This is a genomic window from Streptomyces tritici, assembly GCF_048500665.1.
GTDB lineage: Bacteria > Actinomycetota > Actinomycetes > Streptomycetales > Streptomycetaceae > Streptomyces > Streptomyces tritici.
The window spans coordinates 2,700,059-2,724,604 of the sequence record NZ_CP183183.1 but is presented as its reverse complement, the minus strand read 5'-3'; the positions used below and the strand labels follow the sequence as shown (position 1 = coordinate 2,724,604).

21 protein-coding genes and 1 riboswitch are annotated in these 24,546 nt (G+C 72.7%); of the genes, 16 read left to right on the top strand and 5 right to left on the bottom strand.

All coding sequences use genetic code 11. The annotated features are described in order from the left end of the window. Window positions 1-61: 61 nt before the first annotated feature. A complete protein-coding gene (locus ACNJ93_RS12485; RefSeq protein ID WP_418957462.1) occupies window positions 62-814 on the bottom strand; it encodes a hypothetical protein in 753 nt (250 codons plus the stop codon). After that, a complete protein-coding gene (locus ACNJ93_RS12480) occupies window positions 796-1,584 on the bottom strand; it encodes a DUF4352 domain-containing protein (RefSeq protein ID WP_418957461.1) in 789 nt (262 codons plus the stop codon). Before ACNJ93_RS12480 ends, ACNJ93_RS12485 begins: the two co-directional genes overlap by 19 nt. A gap of 295 nt (window positions 1,585-1,879) precedes the next feature. Here ACNJ93_RS12480 and ACNJ93_RS12475 point away from each other — a divergent pair, with 295 nt between their 5' ends. From ACNJ93_RS12475 to ACNJ93_RS12465, 3 genes are all read left to right on the top strand, one after another. Continuing rightward, window positions 1,880-3,943 (top strand): N-6 DNA methylase, encoded by a 2,064-nt coding sequence (locus ACNJ93_RS12475; RefSeq protein ID WP_418961384.1) that lies wholly within the window; start codon window positions 1,880-1,882, stop codon window positions 3,941-3,943. A gap of 260 nt (window positions 3,944-4,203) precedes the next feature. Then, complete coding sequence (locus tag ACNJ93_RS12470; protein ID WP_418957460.1) at window positions 4,204-4,821, top strand: hypothetical protein; 618 nt, start codon at window positions 4,204-4,206, stop codon at window positions 4,819-4,821. Beyond that, window positions 4,818-6,338 (top strand): serine/threonine-protein kinase, encoded by a 1,521-nt coding sequence (locus tag ACNJ93_RS12465; RefSeq protein WP_418957459.1) that lies wholly within the window; start codon window positions 4,818-4,820, stop codon window positions 6,336-6,338. Before ACNJ93_RS12470 ends, ACNJ93_RS12465 begins: the two co-directional genes overlap by 4 nt. A gap of 52 nt (window positions 6,339-6,390) precedes the next feature. Here the strand turns inward: ACNJ93_RS12465 and ACNJ93_RS12460 are convergent, their stop codons facing one another. Beyond that, window positions 6,391-7,212, bottom strand: coding sequence for a class I SAM-dependent methyltransferase (locus ACNJ93_RS12460; RefSeq protein ID WP_418957458.1), 822 nt, complete (start codon window positions 7,210-7,212; stop codon window positions 6,391-6,393). Between the two features lie 234 nt (window positions 7,213-7,446). Here ACNJ93_RS12460 and ACNJ93_RS12455 point away from each other — a divergent pair, with 234 nt between their 5' ends. Beyond that, the gene (locus tag ACNJ93_RS12455; protein ID WP_418957457.1) at window positions 7,447-7,665 is read left to right on the top strand and encodes a DUF4287 domain-containing protein; all 219 of its coding nucleotides are present in this window, start codon (window positions 7,447-7,449) and stop codon (window positions 7,663-7,665) included. A gap of 643 nt (window positions 7,666-8,308) precedes the next feature. On the opposite strand, the gene ACNJ93_RS12450 is transcribed toward ACNJ93_RS12455, so the two are convergent. Further along, window positions 8,309-8,899, bottom strand: coding sequence for an SMI1/KNR4 family protein (locus ACNJ93_RS12450; RefSeq protein WP_418957456.1), 591 nt, complete (start codon window positions 8,897-8,899; stop codon window positions 8,309-8,311). 972 nt (window positions 8,900-9,871) lie between these two features. Beyond that, window positions 9,872-12,325, bottom strand: a complete 2,454-nt coding sequence (locus ACNJ93_RS12445) for a YfhO family protein (RefSeq protein WP_418957455.1) — start codon at window positions 12,323-12,325, stop codon at window positions 9,872-9,874. Between the two features lie 135 nt (window positions 12,326-12,460). On the opposite strand from ACNJ93_RS12445, the gene ACNJ93_RS12440 reads away from it, so the two are divergent. From ACNJ93_RS12440 to ACNJ93_RS12385, 12 genes are all read left to right on the top strand, one after another. Further along, window positions 12,461-13,429, top strand: coding sequence for a glycosyltransferase family 2 protein (locus ACNJ93_RS12440; RefSeq protein WP_418957454.1), 969 nt, complete (start codon window positions 12,461-12,463; stop codon window positions 13,427-13,429). Next, window positions 13,426-13,878, top strand: a complete 453-nt coding sequence (locus ACNJ93_RS12435; RefSeq protein ID WP_418957453.1) for a GtrA family protein — start codon at window positions 13,426-13,428, stop codon at window positions 13,876-13,878. The genes ACNJ93_RS12440 and ACNJ93_RS12435 overlap by 4 nt, the downstream gene beginning before the upstream one ends. 58 nt (window positions 13,879-13,936) lie before the next feature. After that, window positions 13,937-14,605, top strand: coding sequence for a SurA N-terminal domain-containing protein (locus ACNJ93_RS12430; protein WP_418957452.1), 669 nt, complete (start codon window positions 13,937-13,939; stop codon window positions 14,603-14,605). Window positions 14,606-14,625: 20 nt separating this feature from the next. After that, a complete protein-coding gene (locus ACNJ93_RS12425; RefSeq protein ID WP_418957451.1) occupies window positions 14,626-15,591 on the top strand; it encodes a nucleoside triphosphate pyrophosphohydrolase in 966 nt (321 codons plus the stop codon). A 9-nt stretch (window positions 15,592-15,600) separates the two neighbouring features. Continuing rightward, window positions 15,601-16,842 (top strand): cytochrome P450 family protein, encoded by a 1,242-nt coding sequence (locus ACNJ93_RS12420; RefSeq protein WP_418957450.1) that lies wholly within the window; start codon window positions 15,601-15,603, stop codon window positions 16,840-16,842. Between the two features lie 112 nt (window positions 16,843-16,954). Continuing rightward, a complete protein-coding gene (locus ACNJ93_RS12415; protein ID WP_418957449.1) occupies window positions 16,955-17,938 on the top strand; it encodes a transglycosylase family protein in 984 nt (327 codons plus the stop codon). Between the two features lie 275 nt (window positions 17,939-18,213). Further along, a riboswitch (cyclic di-AMP (ydaO/yuaA leader) is annotated at window positions 18,214-18,386 on the top strand. Between the two features lie 3 nt (window positions 18,387-18,389). Then, entirely contained in the window at window positions 18,390-19,073 is a 684-nt protein-coding gene (locus ACNJ93_RS12410; RefSeq protein ID WP_418957448.1) for a transglycosylase family protein, read from the top strand. 307 nt (window positions 19,074-19,380) lie between these two features. Next, window positions 19,381-20,673: a phosphopyruvate hydratase gene (gene eno / locus ACNJ93_RS12405; RefSeq protein WP_418957447.1), complete on the top strand. Its 1,293-nt coding sequence runs from the start codon at window positions 19,381-19,383 to the stop codon at window positions 20,671-20,673. 130 nt (window positions 20,674-20,803) lie between these two features. Then, window positions 20,804-21,277, top strand: a complete 474-nt coding sequence (locus ACNJ93_RS12400; RefSeq protein WP_418957446.1) for an FtsB family cell division protein — start codon at window positions 20,804-20,806, stop codon at window positions 21,275-21,277. Between the two features lie 49 nt (window positions 21,278-21,326). Continuing rightward, window positions 21,327-21,872 carry a DUF501 domain-containing protein gene (locus tag ACNJ93_RS12395; protein ID WP_418957445.1) on the top strand — a complete coding sequence of 182 codons (546 nt, stop codon included), beginning with the start codon at window positions 21,327-21,329 and terminating at the stop codon, window positions 21,870-21,872. Further along, window positions 21,869-22,783, top strand: coding sequence for an exopolyphosphatase (locus tag ACNJ93_RS12390; RefSeq protein WP_418957444.1), 915 nt, complete (start codon window positions 21,869-21,871; stop codon window positions 22,781-22,783). Before ACNJ93_RS12395 ends, ACNJ93_RS12390 begins: the two co-directional genes overlap by 4 nt. Before the next feature lie 380 nt (window positions 22,784-23,163). Beyond that, window positions 23,164-24,543 carry an NAD(P)/FAD-dependent oxidoreductase gene (locus ACNJ93_RS12385; protein ID WP_418957443.1) on the top strand — a complete coding sequence of 460 codons (1,380 nt, stop codon included), beginning with the start codon at window positions 23,164-23,166 and terminating at the stop codon, window positions 24,541-24,543. The last annotated feature ends 3 nt before the right edge of the window (window positions 24,544-24,546 follow it).

Sequence of the window (24,546 nt, the reverse complement as noted above, 5' to 3'; positions counted from 1 at the left end):
CGGGCGTGGGCTGTACAGGCACGGGCTGTACGGGCGCGAGCCGTACGGGCCAGGAGGCCGCTCAGCCCGACCTCTCGACGACGTTGCCGGCCGCCGGCCGGGTGGCCGGCACCGGGGCGTCGTACGACGGGAAGGCGATCGTCCCGGGCCGCTCCCCGCCCCTGGTGACGATCTTCAGCAGCCGCGGTTCGCCCTCGGCGGCCACATAGAGCGTGGTGCGCTCCGCGCCCCGCCGCTCGGTGAGCCGCAGCGCCGTCCGGCCGTTCACACTCGTCCGCCCGTCGACGGCGGCGGAACCGGCGGCCCTCTCGTACCGGCCGAGCAGCGCGTCCAGGTCGCACAGCTCCAAGCCCTCCCGGGCCTCCGGGGCGGACAGGCCGGTCCTGACCCACTTGCCCTTCCGTTCCTTCAGCCGCCTCAGTTCCTTCTGGACGGCCTTGCGCCGCGCGGCCGGCGCGTCCTTGTCCCGCTCGCGCAGGAACGCCTCGTCGTAGCGCATGTACACGGCGTCCCCGGTTCTGATCAGCTCCGCGGTGCCCGCGACGCCGAGGGTCAGGGTGCCGGCGCACCGCCCCCGCCGGTCGACCGCCAGATAGGCCTTCAGCGGACCGGAGGCGGAGGTGACGTCGAGGTCGAGGGTGAGGGAGTCCGCGGCCTTGGTGGCCTCGATCGCCCGGTCGGCGATGCGCGGCCCGGTCAGTCCCTCGAAGGGGCCGGCGTCCCGGGGGCCACAGGCCGTGCCGCCCAGGGCCACGGTGGTGGCCACGAGGGCGGCGAGGGCGGAGCGGCGGCGGGTCAGAGCTTCAGTTCCCACTGGGCGGCCTCGTGCTCCAGACCCGGGCTGACCTCGACGGTGAGGTTCTTGGCGTCGGCGGGGGCGTCGAAGCCGTAGACGACCGTGGCCTTCTTGCCGGGCAGGATCGAGCCGGTGAAGCCGGTGCCGACCTTGTCGTCGAAGATCTGCTCGGCGGCGACGCCGTCCTTGCCGGCGCGGGCGTCCACGGTGACCAGCGTGGAGTCGAACTTCTTGGTGCCGCCGTTCTCGATGACCACGGTGACCTGGTAGCTCTTGTTGCCCTCGGTGTGACCGGCGGCGTACTCGCTGGGCTTGAACGAGGCCGGCGCGGAGACGGTGACCTTCAGCTTGTCGTCGTAGACGGAGCTGTCACCGGCGGCCAGGCCCTTTCCCTTGGCGGCGCCGCCGCCCTTGCCGCTCTTGTCGGCGCCGGGCGTCTTCGGGGCGGTCTCCTGGATGCTCTTGTCGATCTCCTTCACCGCGTCGCTGACCGCCGTGAAGGTGATGTACGCGCCGACGCCCGAGAGGATCATCGCGACCAGGCCGAGAACCGCGCCGGTCGTCGTCACGCCCTTGTTGCCCGCCTCGCCGCGCTTGACCCGGCCGCGGCCCGCGAGGCCCAGGATCAGCGCGATCAGGCCGAGGATGCCGGCCAGCCAGAAGAAGAACGGGATCAGGCCGGACAGCGTGCCGATGATGCCGAGGATCAGCGCGGCGGTGCCGAGCCCGTTGCGCAGGGAGCGCGGGGCGGGGGCCTGCGGCGCGTACTGGTGCGTGTCGTGCGACATGGAAATGCCCTCCTGGACATGGGACGTGATGCGGTGTCAACCGGCTCTCACGGAGTCCCGTGGAGCGATGAATCAATAACAGCAGAGCCTGTGAACCGAGTCAACAGGGTTCACAGGAAAACGTCGGACTCACACTGTGAAGTGGTGTCGCGAGGGTTCATCGGTAAGATCGGGGAAACAGCGGGACACACAGCAGGACACGCAGCGGGACACGCAGCAGGACACCGCGGGACACGCAGCAGGACACCGCGGGACACGTGGACGAACGGAGCAGGGCGTGAAGGGAGACAGCCAGGTGCCGGACAGCGCAGCAGAGGTGACCGCGGCCGGGATCGCCCGGCTGGCAGGAGTCGGACGGGCCGCCGTCAGCAACTGGCGCCGCCGGCACACTGACTTCCCCAAGCCCGTCGGAGGCACCGAGACCAGCCCCTCCTTCGCCCTCGCCGAGGTCGAGACCTGGCTGCGCGCCCAGGGCAAGCTCGCCGAAGTCCCCCTGCGCGAGCGCGTCTGGCAGCAGATCGCCGGCCACCCCGCCGGCGCCGTCACCGCCCTCGTCCAGTGCGGCAGCGTCCTGCTCCTCGTCCACGAGCGGCCCGCCGCCTGGCCCGCCCTCGCCGCCGTCTCCGACGAACGGTTCACCGAGGTCCTGCCCACGGCCCTCGAAGAGGTCCTCACCGAGCGGTACGGGCTCGAGCGCGCCGTCCGCACCCCCGCCCCCGCCGAACTCGCCGGCGCCGCCCCCCTGCTGCGGTCCGTCGCCGACCTCGCCACCGAACTTGGCGCGCGCCAGGCCTTCGAGTTCCTGCTCGGCCGCCACCTCGACGCCAACCCGCGCCAGTACACCCTCACCCCGCCCGGCCCCGCCGCCCTGATGGCCGCCCTCGCCACCGGCTCCGGCACCGGCGCCCGCACCGCCGGCACCGTCCTCGACCCCGCCTCCGGCACCGGCTCCCTGCTCCGCGCCGTCGAACGCCCCACCGCCCTCTACGGCCAGGACGCCGACCCCGACCTCGCCGCGCTCACCGCCCTGCGCCTCGCCCTCGCCGACGGCGCCGAGATCCGCGTACGCCCCGGCGACAGCCTGCGCGCCGACGCCTTCCCGCAGCTCACCGCCGACGCCGTGCTCTGCCACCCGCCCTTCAACGAGCGCAACTGGGGCCACGAGGACCTCGCCTACGACCCCCGCTGGGAGTACGGCTTCCCCGCCCGCACCGAGTCCGAGCTCGCCTGGGTGCAGCACGCCCTCGCCCGGCTCCGCCCCGGCGGCACCGCCGTCCTGCTCATGCCGCCCGCCGTGGCCTCCCGCCGCTCCGGCCGCCGCATCCGCGCCGACCTCCTGCGCAAGGGCGCACTGCGGGCCGTCGTCGCCCTGCCGGCCGGCGCCGCCCCGCCGTACGGCATCCCGCTCCACCTGTGGGTGCTGCGCCGGCCCGCCCCCGGCGTCCCCGGCTCCCCCGAACTGCTCCTCGTCGACACCGCCGACCTGGCGGCCGGCCCTGCCGGCGGCGGCCGCGACAAGCTCGACTGGCAGGCCGTGCACACCGCCGTCCTCGACGCCTGGCTGCCCTTCGACAAGCACGGCACCGTCGACGAGACCCCCGGCGCCAGCCGCAGCGTCCCCGTCATCGAACTCCTCGACGACGACGTCGACCTGGCCCCCGCCCGCCACCTGCCCCCGCCGGCCGCCGCCTCCGGTGCCGCCGAACTCGCGGGCGTCCGCGAGCGGCTCACCGAGACGCTGCGCCGCACCACCGCGCTCACCCCGCCCGCCGAGCACCCCGCCGCCCGGACCGAACCCCCCGCCCGGCTGCCCCAGGTCACCGTCGGCGAACTCGCCCGCACCGGCGCCCTCGAACTGCGCGCCGGCGGCGCGGGCACCGGCTCCGGCCGGGTCCTCACCGACCACGACGTCCTCGCCGGCCAGGCCCCCTCCGGCACCCTGCCCGACGGCCCGCCCGAGGAACCGGTGCTCGTCGCCGCCGGCGACGTCGTCGTGCCCGTCCTCGGCGGCGGCGCCGTCGCCCGCGTCGTCGACGCCGCCACCGCCGGCGCCGCCCTCGGCCGCAACCTCCAGCTGCTGCGCCCCGACCCGGCCGCCCTCGACCCCTGGTTCCTCGCCGGCTTCCTGCGCGGCACCGCCAACAACCGCCAGGCCAGCAGCTACGCCTCCACCGCCACCCGGCTCGACGTCCGGCGCCTCCAGCTGCCCCGGCTGCCCCTCGCCGAACAGCAGCGGTACGGCGAACGGTTCCGCACCCTCGCCGAGTTCGAGGACGCCCTGCGTCTCGCCGGCCGCCTGGGCGAACAGCTCGTCCAGGGCCTGTACGACGGGCTCACCGACGGGACCGTACGACCGTGATCGGTTGGAGGGTGGGGGCGTGATCGGTTGGCCGGTGGGGCCGTGACCGGTTGGATCGTGCGGCTGTGACTGGGCCGACCGCGGGGCCGTGACCGGTTCGACGGTGGGCCGTGACCGGTCCGATTGCCGGACCGAGACCCGTCCGACCGCGGGGCCGTGACCGGTTCGGCAACGGATCCGTACAACCCAGGAGCCGTTGTCGGAGTCGCTGTATACGCTCGTCCCGGGAATCGGGGTCTCGACTCGTCCGCAGGAGCAGAATGTACGGCCACGGCCTCACGCCGCAGCAACCTCAACGCCCCGCGTCCGGGGCGTTGATCGCCCTGCGCGTGGTGTTCGTCGCGATCCCGCTGCTCACGTGCAGCTTCGCGGCCTGGGCGCCGCTCCTGCGCATCGCCGTGCTCACCCGCCGGACGCTGGACTGGGTGCTGTTCGGCGTCTTCCTCGTCGCCGACCTCGCGCTGCTCACGTACATCACGGTCACCGCCGACAAGGAGGCCGGCGAGGTGGAGTCGCTGCTCGGCGTCGGCGCGATGATGACGCTGGTCGTCGGCTCCGTCGCGTACTACCTCGTGGCCGAGATCCAGCACTACGCCCGGCAGTCCGCGACGCCCCCGCCCGTCCCGCCGTACACCGGCGGCGGTTACGGCTACCCGCCCACCGCCGCGACCGTCCCGTCGCCGGGCCTGGCGCAGCCGTACACGGCGCCGCACCCCACGCCCGCGCCCCAGCCCGCCCAGGCGCCCCAGCAGGTGCCGCCCCAGCAGGTCCCGCCGCAGCCGGTCCCGCAGACGCCGCAGGCCCCCCAGCGCATCGACCAGGTCCGGGCCGAGCTGGACGAGCTCAGCGATCTGCTCCGCAAGGAAGAGGGGAAGTGAACGGACGCGTCATCGGCGGCCGTTACGAGCTGGCCGGGCTCATCGGCCAAGGCGGCATGGGCCAGGTCTGGACGGCCTACGACGGACGCCTCGACCGCCGCGTCGCGGTCAAGCTGCTCCGCCCCGACCACATGGCCGACGCCACCGCCGCGAACGAGATCCGCCGCCGCTTCGTCCGCGAATGCCGGGTCACCGCCCAGGTCGACCACCCCGGCCTCGTCACCGTCCACGACGCCGGCAGCGACGGGGACGACCTGTACCTGGTGATGCAGTACGTCGAGGGCGCCGACCTCGCCGACCACCTCGCCGAGCACGACCCCTACCCCTGGCCGTGGACGGTCAGCGTCGCCGCCCAGCTGTGCGCCGTGCTCGCCGCCGTGCACGCGGTGCCGATCGTGCACCGCGACCTCAAGCCGCGCAACGTGATGGTGAAGCCGGACGGCACCGTCACCGTCCTCGACCTCGGCGTCGCGTCCGTCCTCGACACCGACACCACCCGCCTCACCCACACCGGCTCGCCCATCGGCAGCCCCGCCTACATGGCCCCCGAACAGGCCATGGGCGGCGCCGTCGGCCCGGCGACCGACCTGTACGCGCTCGGCGTGCTCATGCACGAACTGCTCAGCGGCAACGTGCCCTTCGCCGGCTCCACGGCCCTCGGCGTGCTCCACCGGCACCTGTACGAGCCGCCGCTCCCGGTCCGCCAGATCCGCCCCGAGGTCCCCGAACCGCTGGAGGCCCTGGTCCTCGCCCTGCTCGCCAAGGACCCCCGGCACCGGCCCTCCGGCGCGCAGGAGGTGTACGAGCACCTGGTCCCGCTGCTGCCCACGCGCGGCGCGCCCGCCGGGCCGCTCGACCCGACCCGGCCGTTCCTGCGCCCGCACGCCCCCTGGCCCGACCGCGCCTCCACCCCCGCGCCCCCGCCCGTACCGCCGACCGCCCCCGCGGTCGGCGGCCGGCCCGACGTGGCGGCCGCCGTCGACGAGGTCAAGCGGCTGCTGGGGGAGGGCGGCATCACGCAGGCCGTCGACATCCTCGGCGGCATCCTGCCCGCCGCGGCGGCCGAGCACGGCGAGCACTCCCCGGTCGTCCGCATCCTGCGCAAGCAGTACGCCGCGACTCTCATGGACGACGGCCAGTACCGCCGCGCCCTGCCCGAACTGCGCCGGCTCGCCGAGGACCGCGCGGCCGAGGCCGGCCCGGCCGACCCGCAGACCCTCCAGTTCCGCTACGACGCCGCCCAGTGCCTGGAACAGCTGGGGGAGGCCGCGGCCGCGCTCGCCGAGTACCGGGCGCTGCTGCCCTTCCACGAGACGACGGCCCCCGGCGACCCCGGCCGCGCCTTCGACATCCGCCACCGCATCGGCCAGCTGCTCCTCGCCCTGGGCGACCACGCGGCCGCCCGGCTGCACCTGCAGAACCTGCTCTACGACGTGGAGCGCCGACTCGGCCCGTACCACCCACTGGCGGCGGACCTGCGCCGGGCGCTGGACCGGCAGCAGCAGATGGGGCGGTAGGCCGTCAGGCAGTCAGGGCGCGTGCGGCGGATCGGATCGGGGCGGACAGGTCCTAGGCCGCGCGCAGGTAGTGAGTCTGGGCGATCCGGCCGGCGGTGGTCAGAGCCTCGGTACGGGAGCGGTCCGCCGAGCCCACCAGGACCAGCGCGCCCGGGGCGGCCAGCGCGGCGACCTGGGCCAGGTCGTACGGGGCGGAGCCCTGCGGGCTGTTGACGACGACGATGCCGTAGCGGCGCTCGCCGAGTTCGGCGCGGACGCCCGGGTCGGCGAAGTCGCCGCGGACGAGACGGGCGGCGCGCGCCCCGTCCGCGCCGCCGAGCGCCAGATTGCCGCGGATCAGCTCGGCGCGGGCGGGTGCGTCGGCCAGCGGGTCGACCACGGTGACCCGGGCTTCCACCCCGCCGCGGTGCAGCATCCGCTGCAGCGCCGCGGCGAACAGCCCGTGCCGGGTGCCGAGCTCCAGGACCTCGCCGTTCGGCGGGGCGAGCAGCGGCAGCGCGGCGAGCCGGCCGCACACGTCGGACAGGGTGCCGGCGAGCCCTCCGGTGCCCAGCGCCTCGACGGCGACGAGGTGGCGGTACGCCACGGTGACCTCGCGGCGGGCGTGTTCCTTGTCCTGGCCGGTCACGGCCGCGACCTCGCGGACGAGGGTGTCGATCTGGGTGGCCGTCGGCATCCGGTCGCCGTCGCGGCCGGCCTGGTCGAGCAGGAGCGACAGCCCGTACTGCCGCCGGCGCAGGTCGGCGACCTCGTGGTGCAGCGCGTCGAGGTCGTTCTGGAACGCCGTGGTGACACGGTCCACGCGCTGCTCGACCAGGGAGAACGCCGGTCGCAGCACCCGCTGTGCGAGCCGGTTGCTCAGAAGGGAGGGCATGGCGGGCAAGGTACGCCGCGGCGCGGGACGGCGGGGCGACGACACGTTGCCCTTCGGGTGAACCTCTGGTGTCCCTTGGGGGTGAGGGGGTGGGGGGTGAGGGGGTGGGGGCGGGATGGGCGGGCGGAGGTTCGCAAGAAAGATCGGCGCACGCCGATGAGTTCGTCGTACGGCGGCGGTCTACACAGGTGTCGGGTCACACGGAACAGGGACAAGGACAGGGACGGACAGAACATGACGACGCAGCAGCCGGTCAAGGGCCCCGCCAGCTACTTCCCCTCCATCGAGAAGAAGTACGGCCGTCCGATCGCGGAGTGGAAGGACCTCATCCGTACGTCCCCGCTGACGAAGCACATGGAGCTCGTGGCGTGGCTGAAGACGGAGCATGGCCTCGGCCACGGCCACGCCAACGCGCTGGTCGCCCACACGCTGGCGGAGCGCGCGACGGGGTGAGGTCGTTTGGGCGCGGGGGCGAGCCGGCCTGGTGGGCTTCTGGTGCGGCCGCCCTCTTTCCGAGTGTGGTCCCTGGAGGCGCCGCGTCAAGGGCGCTCCTTACGTCGCGTCGCTTCGCGATGGCCTATGGCCACCCTTGACCCGGCACCTCCAGGGCCCTTTTCACACTCGGAGGGCGGCCGGGGGTGGGGGTCCGCGCGGGGGCGTGCGCTGTTCCTGGGGTGCATGGGCGGCCGTCGGGCTGGGTGGGTGGTGTTGCGCGGCAGTGGAGTGGGGTGCCCATTGCCGTCTCGGCGGCGTGGGGGCCGCCCCGGGGTCCGGTACATGCCCCGCTGGTCATTGCCCGGTGGGGGATACGGGGCGGGGTGCCGTTCCGACGCTGCGAGCCCAGACGCGGACAGGCGTCGAGTCCGCCACGGCTGCAAGGCCCTCACGTCGTTCTGCACCTCCTCCAGGTCCGACCAAGGGATGACGCCTGGCTCGTCGTCGGCGAGGAAGCGCTTGACGAGGGGAGCGAGTTCGTCGGAGAGCACGTAGGCGCCGGCACCAGGTATTGGTCTCCAGCTCCGCCCGAGGGTCGGCCGGTTCGAGTACCAGGGGCTCGTTCGCCACCTCGGCTACCCAGGTCAACAGCGCAACAACCTCAGGGGTTCGTCTGCCTCGGCAGGGGGCCGAGGGGGCGGGCGTGGAGCCGTGGTGAGGTGAGCAGCAGGGCTCGGTTGTCCCGCCCGTCGGCCATGTGGTCGAGCCACCGTTCGTACCAGGCGAGGAAGTCCGGGGCGGAGGAGACGTTGGGCCCCCAGAAGCCGTCGGCGTTCCCGATGAGCACGCGCCCGGTGAGCGGACCGGTCACCCCGATGAGGACGAGATCACTGCAGCCACGTTCGATGACGTGGAGGAAGAGATCCCCGGTGCGAGTGGGGAGGTAGGCCCGCCTGAAGCCTCGATTGCCGGTGCCCGCGCTCGCGCGGTTCATCGTGAAGAGGACGCAGTCCTCCAGCGGAATCAGCCCGTAGTACGGGGAAGCCCCGCTCCCACCCATGTGCACAAGGAAGTCTCGATAGCCCCGAGGAAGTTCCACGTCATGTTCGGCCTCAAAGGCATCCACCCGGCCTTGGGACAGCCGGGGCCCGAGTCGGAACTCATGCCGTTCCTCACCGAAGGAGTGGCTTCGTCCGGGCGTGTAGGGAATGCGTGCCAGTTTGCGTCGCAACCGCGAGATGCGGAGATCCATGCGAGCTCTTCTCTGTGTCCCCCGCAATCTACCCGGGGCAGCCCAAGCCCCCCGAGGCCGCCGCACTTTCCCGCCCACGGAGCCCAGTCAGACGCACACGAACCCCCGCGCGTCGCCTCTCTCGTCACACGAGACAACACCCGCCCCCTCCGAAGACCTCACGGACGCCTGCGGGCACGTTCGCTCACACCCAGCGCCGGATCACCGCCCGCTCACGACGTAACGCGGTAATCAACGCGCCGCCATCCCCCACCCTCGCCACACGAGACAACATCCGCCCCACCCGCGCACCTTGCGGCCCGTTCCTGTCCGCGTTTGGTTGCGCCCCGGGCCGGATCGTCGCCCGTCCGCGTCGCGATGGAGCCCGAGCAGCGCGGCCGTCGCCTCCCCCGTCACATCAGGCAACATCCGCCCCTTCCAATGCCTCACGGACGCTTGGCGGGGCACGTTCGCTCACACCCAGCGCCGGATCACCGCCCGCCCGCGACGTAACGCGGTAATCAACGCGCCACCGTCCCCCACCCTCGCCACACGAGACAACACCGGCCCCACCCGCACCACTTGCCGTCGTTCACGTGCACTTTCCGTTCCGACCCGCCGCCCCTCTGACCCCTCCCCCCACCGGGCAATGACCAGCGGGGCATGTACCGGACCCCGGGGCGGCCCCCACGCCGCCGAGACGGCAATGGGCACCCCACTCCACTGCCGCGCAACACCACCCACCCAGCCCGACAGCCGCCCACGCACCCCAGACTCCCCGCCAGCCCCCGCGCGGACCCCCACCCCCGGCCGCCCTCCGAGTGTGAAAAGGGCCCTGGAGGTGCCGGGGCAAGGGTGGAGCGACAGCGGAATCGCGAAGCGACGCGACGTAAGGAGCGCCCTTGACGCGGCGCCTCCAGGGACCACGCTCGGAAAGAGGGCGGCCGCACCAGAAGCCCACCGGACACCCCCACCCCCAGCGCCCGACGCCGTTCACCTGGGCGGTGCCTTACTCGCTGCCCGTCGTCTCAGGCCCAGCACCGCGACCAGGACCAGCGCCGCCAGCCCTGCGACCCCGACCCCCGCCCGCAACCCAGGCGGGCGGAACGTGCAGGTCACCGAGTCGCGGGCCGGGGTTGTCGGGACCGCCACCAGGCCCCCGTACGACTTCGCCGGGCGGCCGTCGCAGTGCCAGCCCGGGGTGCGGGGGACCGCCAGGACCACCGTGCCCGTGGTGCCGGGGCGCAGCCGGGCCCGTATGCCGTGGTCCGTGACGCGGATCGCGGTCGGGGCCGGCGCGGTCGCCCGCAGGGCCGCCACCGCCGCGCGCAGGCGCGCACCGTCCAGGCAGCCCACGCCCGCCGACGGACCTTCGCCCGCCAGCACCGGCCGCGCCCCCGCCGTCGTCTGGACGCCCAGGGACGTCAGGGCCGCGCGGCGCTTCGGGGCGCCGCCCTTCAGGGGGACCGGCCGTCCCGTCGCGCCCAGCCGGGCCGTGCCGGTGAAGTCCGGGGCCCACAGGAACACCTCCGTGCCCACCCGGCACACCCCGTCGGCCGGCTCGTCGTACACGCGCGCCTTGAGCAGCAGCTCCTGGTTGCGGAACGGCGACGTCCCGTACCGGACCGGGCCCGCGCCCTCCGGCCGTACCGTCACCAGCGGCAGTACGCCCCCGTCCCCCGCCCGTACGACCGTCCCGTCCCGCCACCGCGCGCCCACGCCGAACAGCGCGTCGGTCACCGGGTTGTCGAGGCTCTGCAGGTTCCGGCCGCGCGAGGTCCAGCCCGCGCCGAGCGCGGACCACGTCCGGGTGAGGACGTCCGGGGTGTGGCTGCTGTAGTAGCCCGCGCCCTGGCCGCCGAGCAGCAGCGGGTCGTTGCCGGTGAGCGGGGGCCGCCCGGGGTCCGTGCGGTACGCGGGCCAGCCGTCGGCCGCCGCGACCGCCGCCGCGCGGGCCTCGTGCTCCGTGCCCCATGACGGGTAGTCGTCCAGTCGGCCGCGCTTCTCGCGGTCCGCGTACGCCGTCGTCGCCGCGGCCTGCCCCACCAGCGCCCCCGCCACCAGCACCATGGCCAGCACCACGCTCCTCCGACGCCGGGCCACGATCGCCCGCCGCCCGCCCGCCGGCCCCCGCTCGCCCGCCGGCCCCCGCTCGCCCGCCGGCGCCGGCCCGCCCTCAGGCCCCCGCCGCCCCGCCAGCGCCAGCCCGGCCACCGTCGCGACCAGGCCCGCCGCGAACAGGGGGTACGTCCAGGGCGAGACGACCGCGCTGCCCGCCCCGCCCAGCGCCACGACGGTCACCACCGCCGTGCCGCCCAGCAGCGCCCGCCGGTCCGGCAGGCCGTACGAGAGGCCCGCCCACGCGGCCTGCACCAGCACCCCGGCCAGCACGAAGGTCTGCCGGTACGGGCTGCCGTTCGGCGTGGCGAACACGTGCCAGACCAGGTGCGTCGGCTCCCACTGCAGCGACAGCGCCACCCCCGCCGCGAGCCCCGTCCACAGCCACCGTTCCCGGCGCGGCACGTCCCGGCGGAACGGCAGCGCGCAGGCCAGGAGCAGCGCCCCGGTGCCGAGGAACAGGGCGGGGGAGGAGAAGCCGTACGTCGCCGGCAGCGCCCGCGCGAGCGTGTCCGGCAGTGAGGCCGCCGCGAACTCCCGCGTCCAGCCGGGGTACGCGTGCCGCGAGCCGAGGTACACCGGCAGCAGCACCGGCGCGGCGAGCCCGGCGCCGAGCATCACCGTCCCGGCGGCCCGCGCCACGACGCCGGGCCGGAGTTCCCGCGCCGCCGCGAGCCGGACCAGCAGCACGAGCGCCGAGGCCAGCGTCGCCATGTACGCGGTGTAGAAGTTGGCGACCCAGACCAGGGCCACGACCGCCGGGCCGAGGAGCGGCCGCCGCCTCGCCCGTACCCACTCGCCGACCAGGACGAGCAGCGGGAGGGCGATCAGGCCGTCCAGCCACATCGGGTTGTAGTTCGCCTCGATCACCGACCAGCCGCACAGCCCGTACGAGGCCCCGAGCACCGCCGCGCCCCAGCGCGGCCCGGGGCGCAGCGCGAGCAGCAGCCCGGTCATGACCGCCGCGGCCGTGGCCGTCTTCAGGACGGTGATCACGTACACGGCGAGGTCCACGTCCGCCCGCGGGAACAGTGCGACGAGCGGGGCGAACGGGCTGGTCAGGTAGGTCCCGAGGTCGGGCAGGAGGCTCGTGCCGAAGCCGGAGCGCCAGTTGAGCAGCGGTCCGCCGTCGGCCCGGCCGTGCAGCAGGTCCCACAGGTACGCGTGGTACGGGACGAACTGGTTGCCGAGGTCGTTGACGGCGCGGGTGCGGGGCCCGAAGGGGAAGGTGCGGCCGGCCGCGTCGCCGAGGCACATCGCGAGGGCGGTGAGCAGGCCGGCGAGCGCGGCGGCCCGGACCTGGGGGACCTGGGGTGAACGTCTACGCATGACGGTTCGAATATGACAGCGGAGATCGCGAAATCGTCCGGGAATCGGGGGCGTTCATGCAATCGTCGTCTGCGCGTGGGGCACCCGCCATGTGTCGAATCCGCCCGCGACACGCGTGTGCACTGTCGTTTCCCCGTGCTGATCTCGATTGTGGTCCCGTGCTTCGACGAAGAGGAGATCATCGGTCGTTTCCACGACCACGTGACGGCGGAACTCTCCACGCTCGACGGGGAATTCGAGCTGGTCTACGTGGACGACGGAAGCCGCGACCGGACGCTCCCGATCCTGGAGGAGTTGGCGGAGACGGACCCGCGCGTCCGTTACGTCTCCTTCAGTCGCAACTTCGGCAAGGAGGCGGCGATGCTGGCCGGGCTCCGGCACGCGGACGGCGACGCGGTGGTGATCATGGACGCCGACCTGCAGCACCCGCCGGAGCTCGTGCACCGCATGCTCGCCCTGCACGCCGAGGGCTACGACCAGGTCATCGCCAAGCGCACCCGCACGGGCGACCGGGTCACCCGCACCCTGACCGCCCGCGCCTACTACTGGCTGATCAACCGGTTGGTGGACGTGGAGCTGGTGGACGGGGTCGGCGACTTCCGGCTGCTGTCCCGGCGGACGGTCGACGCGATTCTGGAGCTGACCGAGTACAACCGCTTCTCGAAGGGGCTTTTCGCCTGGGTCGGATTCCGTTCCACGACCTTCGAGTACGAGAATGCGGTGCGTGAGCAGGGCCGCTCCAAATGGAGCTTCGGAAAGCTGCTCAACTACGGGCTCGACGGGCTGCTCTCGTTCAACAACAAGCCGCTCCGGGCCGCCGTCTATCTCGGTCTGATCCTCGTTTCCGTGGCCTTGGCGTACGCCGCCTGGATCGTCGGTGTCGCCCTGGTGAACGGCGTCGACACCCCCGGTTATGTGACGCTTCTGGTCACGGTCACCGCGCTCGCCGGCGTGCAGATGGTGATGCTGGGACTGGTCGGCGAGTACGTCGGCCGCATCTACTACGAGGTGAAGCGCCGCCCGCACTTCCTGGTGAAGGCGACGAACACCGGCGCGGCGCACCGGACGCCCCGCGAGGACAGGCAGGAGCTCGTACGACGATGAGCACGAACGGCGCGAGCAGCCCGGCGGGCCCGGTCGGCACGATCGGGCAGGTCGTCCGCTTCGCGCTGGTCGGCGCGGTGAACACGGGCACGTACTACGGCCTGTACCTGCTGTTCGGGCTGAGGCTGCCGTACCTGGCCGCGCACGTGCTGGCGTTCCTGCTGTCCATGGTCGGCTCGTTCTTCCTGACCTCGTACTTCACGTACCGCACCCGGCCGACCTGGCGGAAGTTCCTGCTCTTCCCGCTCACCAACGCGGCGAACTTCGTGATCACGACGGCCGGCGTCTACGTCCTGGTGGACCTGGCGGGCCTGTCCGCCACGTACGCGCCGCTCGTCGCGGCCGCGGCGGCGATCCCCGTGACGTTTCTGCTCTCTCGAACGATCATGCTGGGACCCGACACCACCCGAACGCGCGAGTCGTTGGTCGAGACAGTCGCGACGAAGTAGTGGCCCAGGCCATCGCGACTCCTTAACATCGATCACCGCAAGGTCGAAATTCGTATCGATGACGAACGACCCACGCCGGGAGGCTCCTTTGCACCGCCGCACTGCGCTCTCCGTCTCCGCCGCGCTCCTCGCCGCGGCCCCGCTCCTCACCGCCTGCGGCGCCGACGCGCACCCAGGCGCGGCGGCCGTCGTCGGGGGCCAGCGGATCGAGGTCGCCAGCCTCCAGGCGCAGGTGCGCGACGTGCGGGCCGCCCAGCAGGCCTCGCCGCAGGCCGCGCAGCTGATCCAGGCCACCGGCGACCTCAGCCGCGAGAAGCTGAACGGCATGATCTTCGACCGGATCGTGGACCGGGTCGCCGAGAACCACGGGGTGAGCGCGAACCGCGCCGAGATCCAGCGGACCCGCGCCCAGGCGGCCGCGCAGGCCGGCGGCGAGGAGCGGCTCGCCGCGATGCTGCTCCAGCAGCAGGGCATCGCGCCGGACCAGATCGACGCGGCGGTCCGCCGCCAGATCCTGATGAACAAGGTCGCCGAGAAGATCGGCGCGGCGAACACCCCCGAGGGCAACAAGAAGCTGACGGAGGTGTTCACGGCGGCGTCGAAGGAACTGTCGATCGACGTGAACCCGCGGTACGGGACCTGGGACGACGCCAAGATCCAGCTCGGCACGTACAAGGCGCCCTGGATCCGCCCGGTGACCCAGGACGCCCCCGCGATCCAGTCCTGAGCGCGCGGTAGGTTCGAGGGGTGAACGCTGAGAGCCCCGGTCGCATCGTCCTGCTCACCGCCAGCCACCGCGTGGCCCCCGGACTGCTGTCCTGGCCCGCGTGGCAGACGCTGCACGCCGCGGACCGGGTGCTGTGCGCCGACGAGCGCCACCCCCAGCTGCCGTACCTGCGCGAGGCGGGGGTCGCCGTGGAGCACGCCCGCCCGGCCGCGCAGGAGCTGGTGGACGCCTGCGCCGGGGGCCGTACGGTCGTGGTGCTGGCGTCCGGCGAGGGCGACCAGCCGCTGACCGACGGGCTCGCCCGGCTCGCCGGCTCCGGCCGGGTCGCCATGCCCGACCTGGAACTGCTGCCCGGCTCGTACGATCTGCCGGGCGCGCGGCTGCTCGACCTGGTGCAGGTGATGGACCGGATCCGCCGCTCGTGCCCGTGGTCCTCGCGGCAGACCCACGAGGGCCTGGCGAAGTACGGCATCGAGGAGGCGTACGAGCTGGTCGAGGCGATCGAGGACGGCGACCGCGACGAGCTGCGCGAGGAGCTCGGCGACGTGCTGCTGCAGGTCGTCTTCCACGCCCGGATCGCGGAGGAGTACGAGGACGCCGAGGAGGCGTTCTCGATCGACGACGTCGCCGGGACGATCGTGGAGAAGCTGATCCACCGCCACCCGCACGTCTTCGGCGACGCGCACGCGGAGACGCCGGAGGACGTCAAGGAGCACTGGCTGCGGACGAAGGCGATCGAGAAGCAGCGCGAGTCCGTCACCGACGGCGTGCCGCTCGGCCAGCCCGGTCTCGCCCTGGCCGCGAAGCTGGCCGGCCGGGTCCGTACGGCGGGCCTGGACGTGCCGCTGCCGTCCGGCGAGGGCATCGGCTACGAGCTGCTGGCCCTGGCGGTCCGGGCCGAGGCCGAGGGCGTCGACCCGGAGGCCGCGCTGCGCGCCGCCGGCCGCGCGTACCGCGACGCGATCCGGGCGGCCGAGCAGAGGTAACGTCGCAGGGTGAGTCAGAGCCCCGCCCCGGAACTCTTCACCTGGGAGTTCGCCACCGACCCGTACCCCGCCTACGCCTGGCTGCGCGAGCACGCGCCGGTGCACCGGGCGACGCTGCCGAGCGGCGTGGAGGCGTGGCTCGTGACGCGGTACGGGGACGCGCGGCAGGCGCTGGCCGACCAGCGGCTGTCGAAGAACCCGGCGCATCACGACGAGCCCGCGCACGCCAAGGGCAAGACCGGCATTCCGGGCGAGCGCAAGGCCGAGCTGATGACGCATCTGCTCAACATCGACCCGCCGGACCACACGCGGCTGCGCCGGCTGGTCTCGAAGGCGTTCACCCCGCGCCGCGTCGCGGAGTTCGCGCCGCGGGTGCAGGAGCTGACCGACCGGCTCATCGACGGCTTCGCCGCGAAGGGCGAGGCGGACCTCATCCACGAGTTCGCCTTTCCGCTGCCCATCTACGCGATCTGCGACCTGCTCGGCGTGCCCCGTGAGGACCAGGACGACTTCCGGGACTGGGCCGGGATGATGATCCGGCACGGGGGCGGGCCGCGCGGGGGAGTGGCGCGCTCGGTGAAGAAGATGCGCGGCTACCTCGCCGAGCTGATCCACCGCAAGCGTCTCGAACCGGGCGACGACCTGATCTCCGGGCTCATCCGCGCCTCGGACCACGGCGAGCACCTGACGGAGAACGAGGCCGCGGCGATGGCCTTCATCCTGCTCTTCGCCGGTTTCGAGACCACCGTGAACCTCATCGGCAACGGCGTGTACGCGCTGCTGCGCAACCCCGGCCAGCGGCTGCGGCTCCAGGAGTCGCTCGCCGCCGGGGAGACGGGGCTGCTCGCCACCGGCGTGGAGGAGCTGCTGCGGTACGACGGGCCGGTGGAGCTGGCGACCTGGCGGTTCGCCACCGAGCCGCTGACCCTCGGCGGTCAGGAGATCCGGCCCGGCGACCCGGTCCTCGTGGTGCTCGCGGCCGCCGACCGGGACCCGGAGCGCTTCGCCGAGCCCGATGTGCTCGACCTGTCGCGGCGCGACAACCAGCACCTCGGGTACGGGCACGGGATCCACTACTGCCTGGGCGCGCCGCTCGCCCGCCTGGAGGGGCAGACGGCGCTGGCCACGCTGCTGACGCGCCTGCCGGATCTGCGACTTGGCGTGGATCCGGCCGAACTGCGCTGGCGGGGAGGGCTCATCATGCGGGGTCTGCGCACGCTTCCGGTGGCGTTCACCCCCGAGCGGAGCTGACGACGCGTCAAGAATGTGATCTTCGCGTGATCCCCGCTGCATCGACTTGTGACTCACGTTCGAATGCCGCTACGTTCACCGTCGTCTCAGCAGTCACGCGAAAGGCAACCGCATGCGTTCCGGGAACGGACGGCACCGCCGTCCCCGTCAGGCCCCCGCTCTCGTCGTCGCCGCAGGGGTGACGGGATCCGCCCTGGCCCTTCCTCTGCTCGCCGCGGGCTCCGCCTCCGCCGCCGACGAGGCCACCTGGGACCGGGTCGCCGAGTGCGAGTCCGGCGGGCTGTGGAGCGCCGACTTCGGCAACGGGCTCTACGGCGGGCTGCAGTTCACCCAGGAGACCTGGGACGCCTACGGCGGCACCCAGTACGCGGCGCGCCCGGACCTCGCCAGCCGCGCCCAGCAGATCGCGGTCGCCGAGAAGGCGCTCGCCGCGCAGGGCGCGAAGACCTGGGCCACCTGCGCCGCCATCGTCGGCCTGAAGGACGACGGGACGCTGAAGCCGCCCACGAGCCCCTCCGGCGGCCTGCTGCCCACCGCTCCGGCGACTCCCGCCGCTCCGTCCGCCACGCCCGATGCGACCGCGAATCCGGACGCCCGGGACGAGGCCGGGACGGGGCCGGAGACGCCCGATGCGTCCCTTCTGCCCGACGCGTCCGCGCAGCCGGACGCGAGCACCACGCCGACCGCTCCCGGCGCGCCCGCCGGGGCGCCGGACGCCTCCGCCACTCCCGTCGGCCCCGGCACCGGCAAGCACCGCGGCGAGGCCGCGACCGAGAGCCCGGACGATTCGGGCAAGGGGGCCGAATCGGGGCGTCATGCCGCGCCGGCTGACGAGGCGACACGGGATGCGAGCCGCCCCGACCTCGACGAAACGTCCGGTACGGGTGCGGACTCGGCCGAAACGCCCACAGGTGAGGAGTCGGACACTTCGGGCGAGTACACCGTCCGGCCCGGCGACAATCTCTCCCAGATCGCGGCCGCTCATGAGCTCGACGGGGGCTGGCGCGCCCTCTATGAGGCCAACAAGGAGACCGTGGGAGCCGATCCGGACCTCATCCTCCCTGGCCAGGACCTGGAACTGACGGGCCGGAAGTAGCGGGGAGCGCGGGCGGTTCGGGGTTGTATGTCCGGTTCTGTGCAAGTGAGACATGAGTCTCTTCGCCCCAACTGACCCCGGACGCCCGCAAACTTTGCTTCCGTCACGTCTCACCAGCGCAAACGCCTCCGGCAACTGGTCCTGTAAGGGCGTTTTTTCCCCGATGCGGCTCTTTGAACTTCCGGCGGGTCTGTGTCTACGGTCGGGACCGCTCGCCACCGCGGGCCCCGCCGACCGGTACGCCGAGTCCTGCCGCCGGCCGTCGGGAACAGTCGTCGCGTCATGCGCCGAAGGCAGGAGCGGGGGACCCAAGGTTTGCGCCGGTCCCGGCCGTCAGTGACGGCCGATCGACCGGCTCGGGGTGAAGCCGCGTGCAAGGACACGCGGCCGGGCAACTCTTCCGGCCCGAACCCGACAGCTCACCTCGCAGGCGTCGGTGAGGAGTACTTCCATGCTGCTTTCCAGCAAGGGCAAGCACCGCCGTACGTCCAAGGCCGCCCGTGCCCTCGCGCTCGCCGGCGTCGCCGGTGTCGCGGTCGCCGCGCCGCTGATGACCGCGGGCACCGCCTCCGCCGCCACCGCCGCCGAGTGGGACCGCGTCGCCCAGTGCGAGTCCGGCGGCGACTGGTCCATCAACACCGGCAACGGCTACTACGGCGGCCTGCAGTTCTCCGCCTCCACGTGGGCCGCGTACGGCGGCACCGCCTACGCCCCGACCGCGAACCTGGCCACCAAGGCCCAGCAGATCGAGATCGCCGAGAAGGTCCTGGCCGGCCAGGGCAAGGGCGCGTGGCCGAGCTGCGGCGTGGGCCTGTCCAACGCCGCGTACACCGGCGGCGCCGCCGAGCAGCCCCAGCCGGAGCGCAAGGCCGAGCAGCCGACCACCCGCAGCGAGCAGCGCACCGCGCCGAAGCCCGCCGCGAAGAAGGCCGAGGCCAAGACCGTCACCACCCCGACCGGCAAGAAGGTCAAGAAGGGCGACGGCGAGTACAAGGTCGTCGCCGGCGACACCCTGAGCAAGATCGCCGCCGCCCAGAAGGTCAAGGGCGGCTGGGAGAAGCTCTTCGAGCTGAACAAGGACGTCGTCGAGGACGCCGACCTGATCTACCCGGGCCAGCAGCTCCACCTGAAGTGAGCCCGGCGGCACGGGTGGGTCCGGCGGCCCACCCGTGCCGTGCGACCCTCCCGCGGTGACCACCCCGGTCCGGCGTGCGACTCCCCCCGTGCACGCCGGGCCGGGGTCCGCCCGTTCCCGGCCCGGTGAGCCCCCGCGAGAGTTACCGACGGGTAGTACGAGGGGTTTCGCCCCGGGATGCCCGCGCTCGGGTCCTTTTTCGTCCCAGGAGGCGGGCACCGACTGGCCGCGCACCCCGAGGCGGTTAGGCTCTTGCCGCAAGGCCAAGCAGACCCTGCACCTTTCTCGCGTAACTTCCCAGAAGGAGATGCTCGTGCCGTCCATCGACGTCGTCGTAGCCCGGGAAATCCTGGACTCCCGAGGCAACCCCACGGTCGAGGTCGAGGTCGGCCTCGACGACGGCAGCACCGGCCGTGCTGCCGTTCCCTCCGGTGCCTCCACCGGTGCGTTCGAGGCCCTGGAGCTCCGCGACGGTGACAAGAGCCGTTACGGCGGCAAGGGCGTCGAGAAGGCCGTCCTCGCCGTCATCGAGCAGATCGGCCCGGAGCTCGTCGGCTACGACGCCACCGAGCAGCGTCTGATCGACCAGGCGATGTTCGACCTGGACGCCACCCCGGACAAGTCCTCGCTCGGCGCCAACGCCATCCTCGGCGTCTCCCTCGCCGTGGCGCACGCCGCCTCCGAGGCCTCCGACCTGCCGCTCTTCCGCTACCTCGGCGGCCCGAACGCGCACGTCCTGCCCGTGCCGATGATGAACATCCTCAACGGCGGCGCCCACGCGGACTCCAACGTCGACATCCAGGAGTTCATGATCGCCCCGATCGGCGCGGAGTCCTTCTCCGAGGCCCTGCGCTGGGGCGCGGAGACCTACCACGCGCTCAAGGGCGTGCTCAAGGAGCGCGGCCTGTCCACCGGTCTCGGCGACGAGGGCGGCTTCGCCCCGAACCTCGAGTCCAACCGCGCCGCCCTGGACCTCATCGTCGAGGCCATCAAGAAGGCCGGCTACACCCCGGGCAAGGACATCGCGCTCGCCCTGGACGTCGCCGCCACCGAGTTCTACAAGGACGGCGCGTACGAGTTCGAGGGCAAGACCCGGACCGCGGAGGAGATGAGCGCGTACTACGCCGAGCTCGTCGACGCGTACCCGATGGTCTCCATCGAGGACCCGCTGAACGAGGAGGACTGGGAGGGCTGGAAGACCCTCACCGACCTGCTCGGCGACAAGGTCCAGCTCGTCGGCGACGACCTGTTCGTCACCAACCCCGAGCGCCTCGCCCGCGGCATCGAGACCAACACCGCCAACGCCCTGCTGGTCAAGGTCAACCAGATCGGCTCGCTGACCGAGACCCTCGACGCCGTCGAGCTCGCCCAGCGCAACGGCTTCAAGTGCATGATGTCCCACCGCTCCGGCGAGACCGAGGACGTCACCATCGCCGACCTGGCCGTCGCCACCAACTGCGGCCAGATCAAGACCGGCGCCCCGGCCCGCTCGGACCGCGTCGCCAAGTACAACCAGCTGCTGCGCATCGAGGAGATCCTCGACGACGCCGCGGTCTACGCCGGCCGCAGCGCCTTCCCGCGGTTTCGCACTGCGAACTAAAGAGCACAGCGAGGGCCGACCGCAGGGCTGATCCTCACTCAGGCAGCCTCCCCGCGTCCCCGCACTCGGTCCCGTACCGTGTGCGGGGACGTACGCGTATCCGCACACGTGACCAGGGGAGGCACCGGACATGGCCGCGAAGGACCGGGACCGGTACTCGACCGCGACCCGGCTGCGACTGCTCGGCGAGCAGACCGCCGCCCGTGTCTACCGTTCCCAGACCCGCCGGCAGGCCCGCCGCTCCCGCCTCACCGGCCGCGCCGCCCTCCTCGCCCTGATCGTCTGCTCCCTGGTGGTGGCCCTCGCCTACCCCATGCGCCAGTACGTCTCCCAGCGCGCCGCCATCGCCGACCAGGAGCGGCAGGCCGCCGAGGCCGCCCAGCGGGTGGAGGAGCTGCGCGACGAGAAGGCACGGCTGCAGGACCCCGCGTACATCCGGCGGCTGGCCCGCGAGCACCTGCACTACGTGATGCCCGGCGAGACGGGCTTCACCGTGAACGACCCCGGGGCCGCCGGCCGGCCCCGGTCCGGCGCCGGCGGCGACGGCCGCGCCTGGTACTCCGACCTCTGGGAAGGCGTCGACCACGCCGACGCGCGCCGCTGAGGGATGATGGGGGCGACCCCGAACCGACGACGAGAAGACTGACGCACGCATGGAAACGCCCCCTCCGCAGACCGAACCCACCGCGCCCACCGAGGCGGACGTCGCCGCGTTCGAGGCGCAGCTCGGCCGCCCGCCGCGCGGCCTGCGGGCGATCGCGCACCGCTGCCCCTGCGGGCAGCCGGACGTCGTCGAGACCGCGCCGCGGCTCCCCGACGGCACCCCGTTCCCGACCACGTACTACCTGACGTGCCCGAAGGCGAACTCGGCGATCGGCACGCTGGAGGCCAACGGGGTCATGAAGGAGATGCAGGCCCGTCTCGGCACCGACCCCGAGCTGGCCGCCGCCTACCGCGCCGCCCACGAGGACTACCTCGCCCGCCGGGACGCCATCGAGGTCCTGGAGGGCTTCCCGAGCGCCGGCGGCATGCCGGACCGGGTCAAGTGCCTGCACGTGCTCGTCGGCCACTCCCTGGTCGCCGGCCCGGGCGTGAACCCGCTGGGCGACGAGGCGCTGGCGATGCTGCCGGAGTGGTGGGCCAAGGGCCCCTGCGTCACGCCGTGCACGGACGAGAAGGAGAAGGAGGAGGGCCAGTGACCCGTGTCGCGGGCATCGACTGCGGGACCAACTCCATCCGCCTGCTCGTCGCCGACGTCCACCCGGAGACCGGTGAGCTGATCGAGCTGGACCGGCGGATGACGATCGTCCGGCTCGGCCAGGGCGTGGACCGGACCGGCCGGCTGGCCCCGGAGGCGCTGGAGCGGACGTTCGCGGCCTGCCGCGACTACGCGGCCGTGATCAGGGAGCTGGGCGCCGAGCGGCTGCGCTTCGTCGCCACCTCCGCCTCGCGGGACGCCGAGAACCGTGACGAGTTCGTCGCGGGGGTGGTGGACATCCTGGGCGTGGAGCCCGAGGTGATCTCCGGGGACCAGGAGGCCGCGTTCTCCTTCACCGGCGCGACCTCGGAGCTGGACGGGGACGACCGGTACCTGGTGGTGGACATCGGCGGCGGCTCGACCGAGTTCGTCGTCGGCAACAGGCAGGTGGACGCGGCCCGTTCGGTCGACATCGGCTGCGTCCGGCTCACCGAGCGGCATGTGCGGCACGACCCGGTGAGCGCCGAGGAGGCCGCCGCGATCCGCGCCGACGTCCGGGCCGCGCTGGACCTCGCCGAGGAGACCGTGCCGCTGGCCTCGGCCGAGACGCTGGTCGGCCTGGCCGGTTCGGTCACCACGGTCGCCGCGATCGCGCTGGACCTGCCGGAGTACGACTCCACGAAGATCCACCGCGCCGTGATCCCGTACGAGCAGGTCGTCGCCGTGACCGAGCGGCTGCTGGCCTCCACGCACGACGAGCGTGCCGCGATCCCGGTGATGCACCCCGGCCGGGTGGACGTGATCGTGGCGGGCGCGCTGGTCCTGAGGGAGATCATGGAGCGCACCGGAGCTCGTCAGGTCGTGGTCAGCGAGCACGACATTCTCGACGGAATCGCCCTGTCGGTCGCATAAGGACCGGGCCTTCGGCCATCCGGCGACACCCCGTCGGAAAAACTTCGTGAAGTTCTTCACAAGAAAAAGCCCCTGATGGGGGCCGAGGAGCGTCTCAGGAGGGTCTTCTGAGCCTCCGACGCCCCTGTCGGGGCTCTTTCGTAGGTGCGGGCCCGAGTTCGCTCGTTGTTTCCATCGCGTGAACGGGCCCGGCCGTCCGGCGTTACGTACGGCTCTCTGGGCCAGTTCAACGGGGGTGAACAACGTTCACCCATGCACCGGGGTTCCTTTGCGGCAACATGACCTGGGTCACGTGGGCGGCGGAGTGTAGCAGAGGTGGTCCACAAGCTTGTGAAGGGGCGCACGAGCGACCCCCTCCGAGCGGGTGGATACTCGATGGCATGAGCACCACGGAGCGTCCCAGGATCCTCGTAGTAGGCGGTGGGTACGTAGGCCTGTACGCAGCTCGGCGCATTCTCAAGAAGATGCGCTACGGCGAGGCGACCGTCACGGTCGTCGACCCGCGGTCGTACATGACCTACCAGCCCTTCCTCCCCGAAGCCGCCGCCGGCAGCATCTCCCCGCGCCACGTCGTCGTCCCGCTGCGACGCGTCGTCCGCGGTGCGGAGGTGCTCACCGGTCGGGTCACCACCATCGACCAGGACCGCAAGGTCGCCACGATCGCGCCCCTCGTGGGCGAGGCGTACGAGCTGCCGTTCGACTACCTGGTCATCGCGATGGGTGCCGTCTCCCGCACCTTCCCGATCCCCGGCCTCGCCGAGCAGGGCATCGGCATGAAGGGCATCGAGGAGGCCATCGGCCTGCGCAACCACGTCCTCGAGCAGCTGGACAAGGCCGACTCGACGACCGACGAGGAGGTCCGCCGCAAGGCGCTGACCTTCGTCTTCGTGGGCGGCGGCTTCGCCGGCGCGGAGACCATCGGCGAGGTCGAGGACATGGCCCGCGACGCCGCGAAGTACTACCAGAACGTGAGCCGCGAGGACATGCGGTTCATCCTGGTGGACGCGGCCGACAAGATCCTTCCCGAGGTCGGCCCCAAGCTCGGCCAGTACGGCAAGGAGCACCTGGAGAGCCGCGGGATCGAGATCTACCTCTCGACCTCCATGGACTCCTGCGTCGACGGCCACGTCGTGCTGAAGAACGGCCTCGAGGTCGACTCCAACACGATCGTGTGGACCGCCGGCGTCAAGCCGAACCCGGCCCTCGCCCGCTTCGGTCTGCCGCTCGGACCCCGCGGCCACGTGGACACCTCGGAGAAGCTCCAGGTCCAGGGCACCGACTACATCTGGGCCGCCGGCGACAACGCCCAGGTCCCGGACGTCGCCGCCCGCAAGGCCGGCAACGAGAACGCCTGGTGCCCGCCGAACGCCCAGCACGCCCTGCGCCAGGCCAAGGTCCTCGGCGACAACGTGGTGGCCGGCATGCGCGGCTTCCCGCAGAAGACGTACGAGCACTCCAACAAGGGTGCGGTGGCGGGCCTCGGCCTCCACAAGGGCGTCGCCATGATCGTCATGGGCAAGATGAAGATCAAGCTCAAGGGCCGGCTCGCCTGGTACATGCACCGTGGCTACCACGGTCTGGCCATGCCGACCTGGAACCGCAAGATCCGCGTCTTCGCCGACTGGACCCTGGCGATGTTCCTCAAGCGCGAGGTCGTCTCGCTCGGCGCCATCGAGTCGCCGCGCGAGGAGTTCTACGAGGCCGCCAAGCCGGCCCCGGCGCCCGCCAAGCCGGCTCCGGAGAAGGCCAAGGCCTCCTGAGGC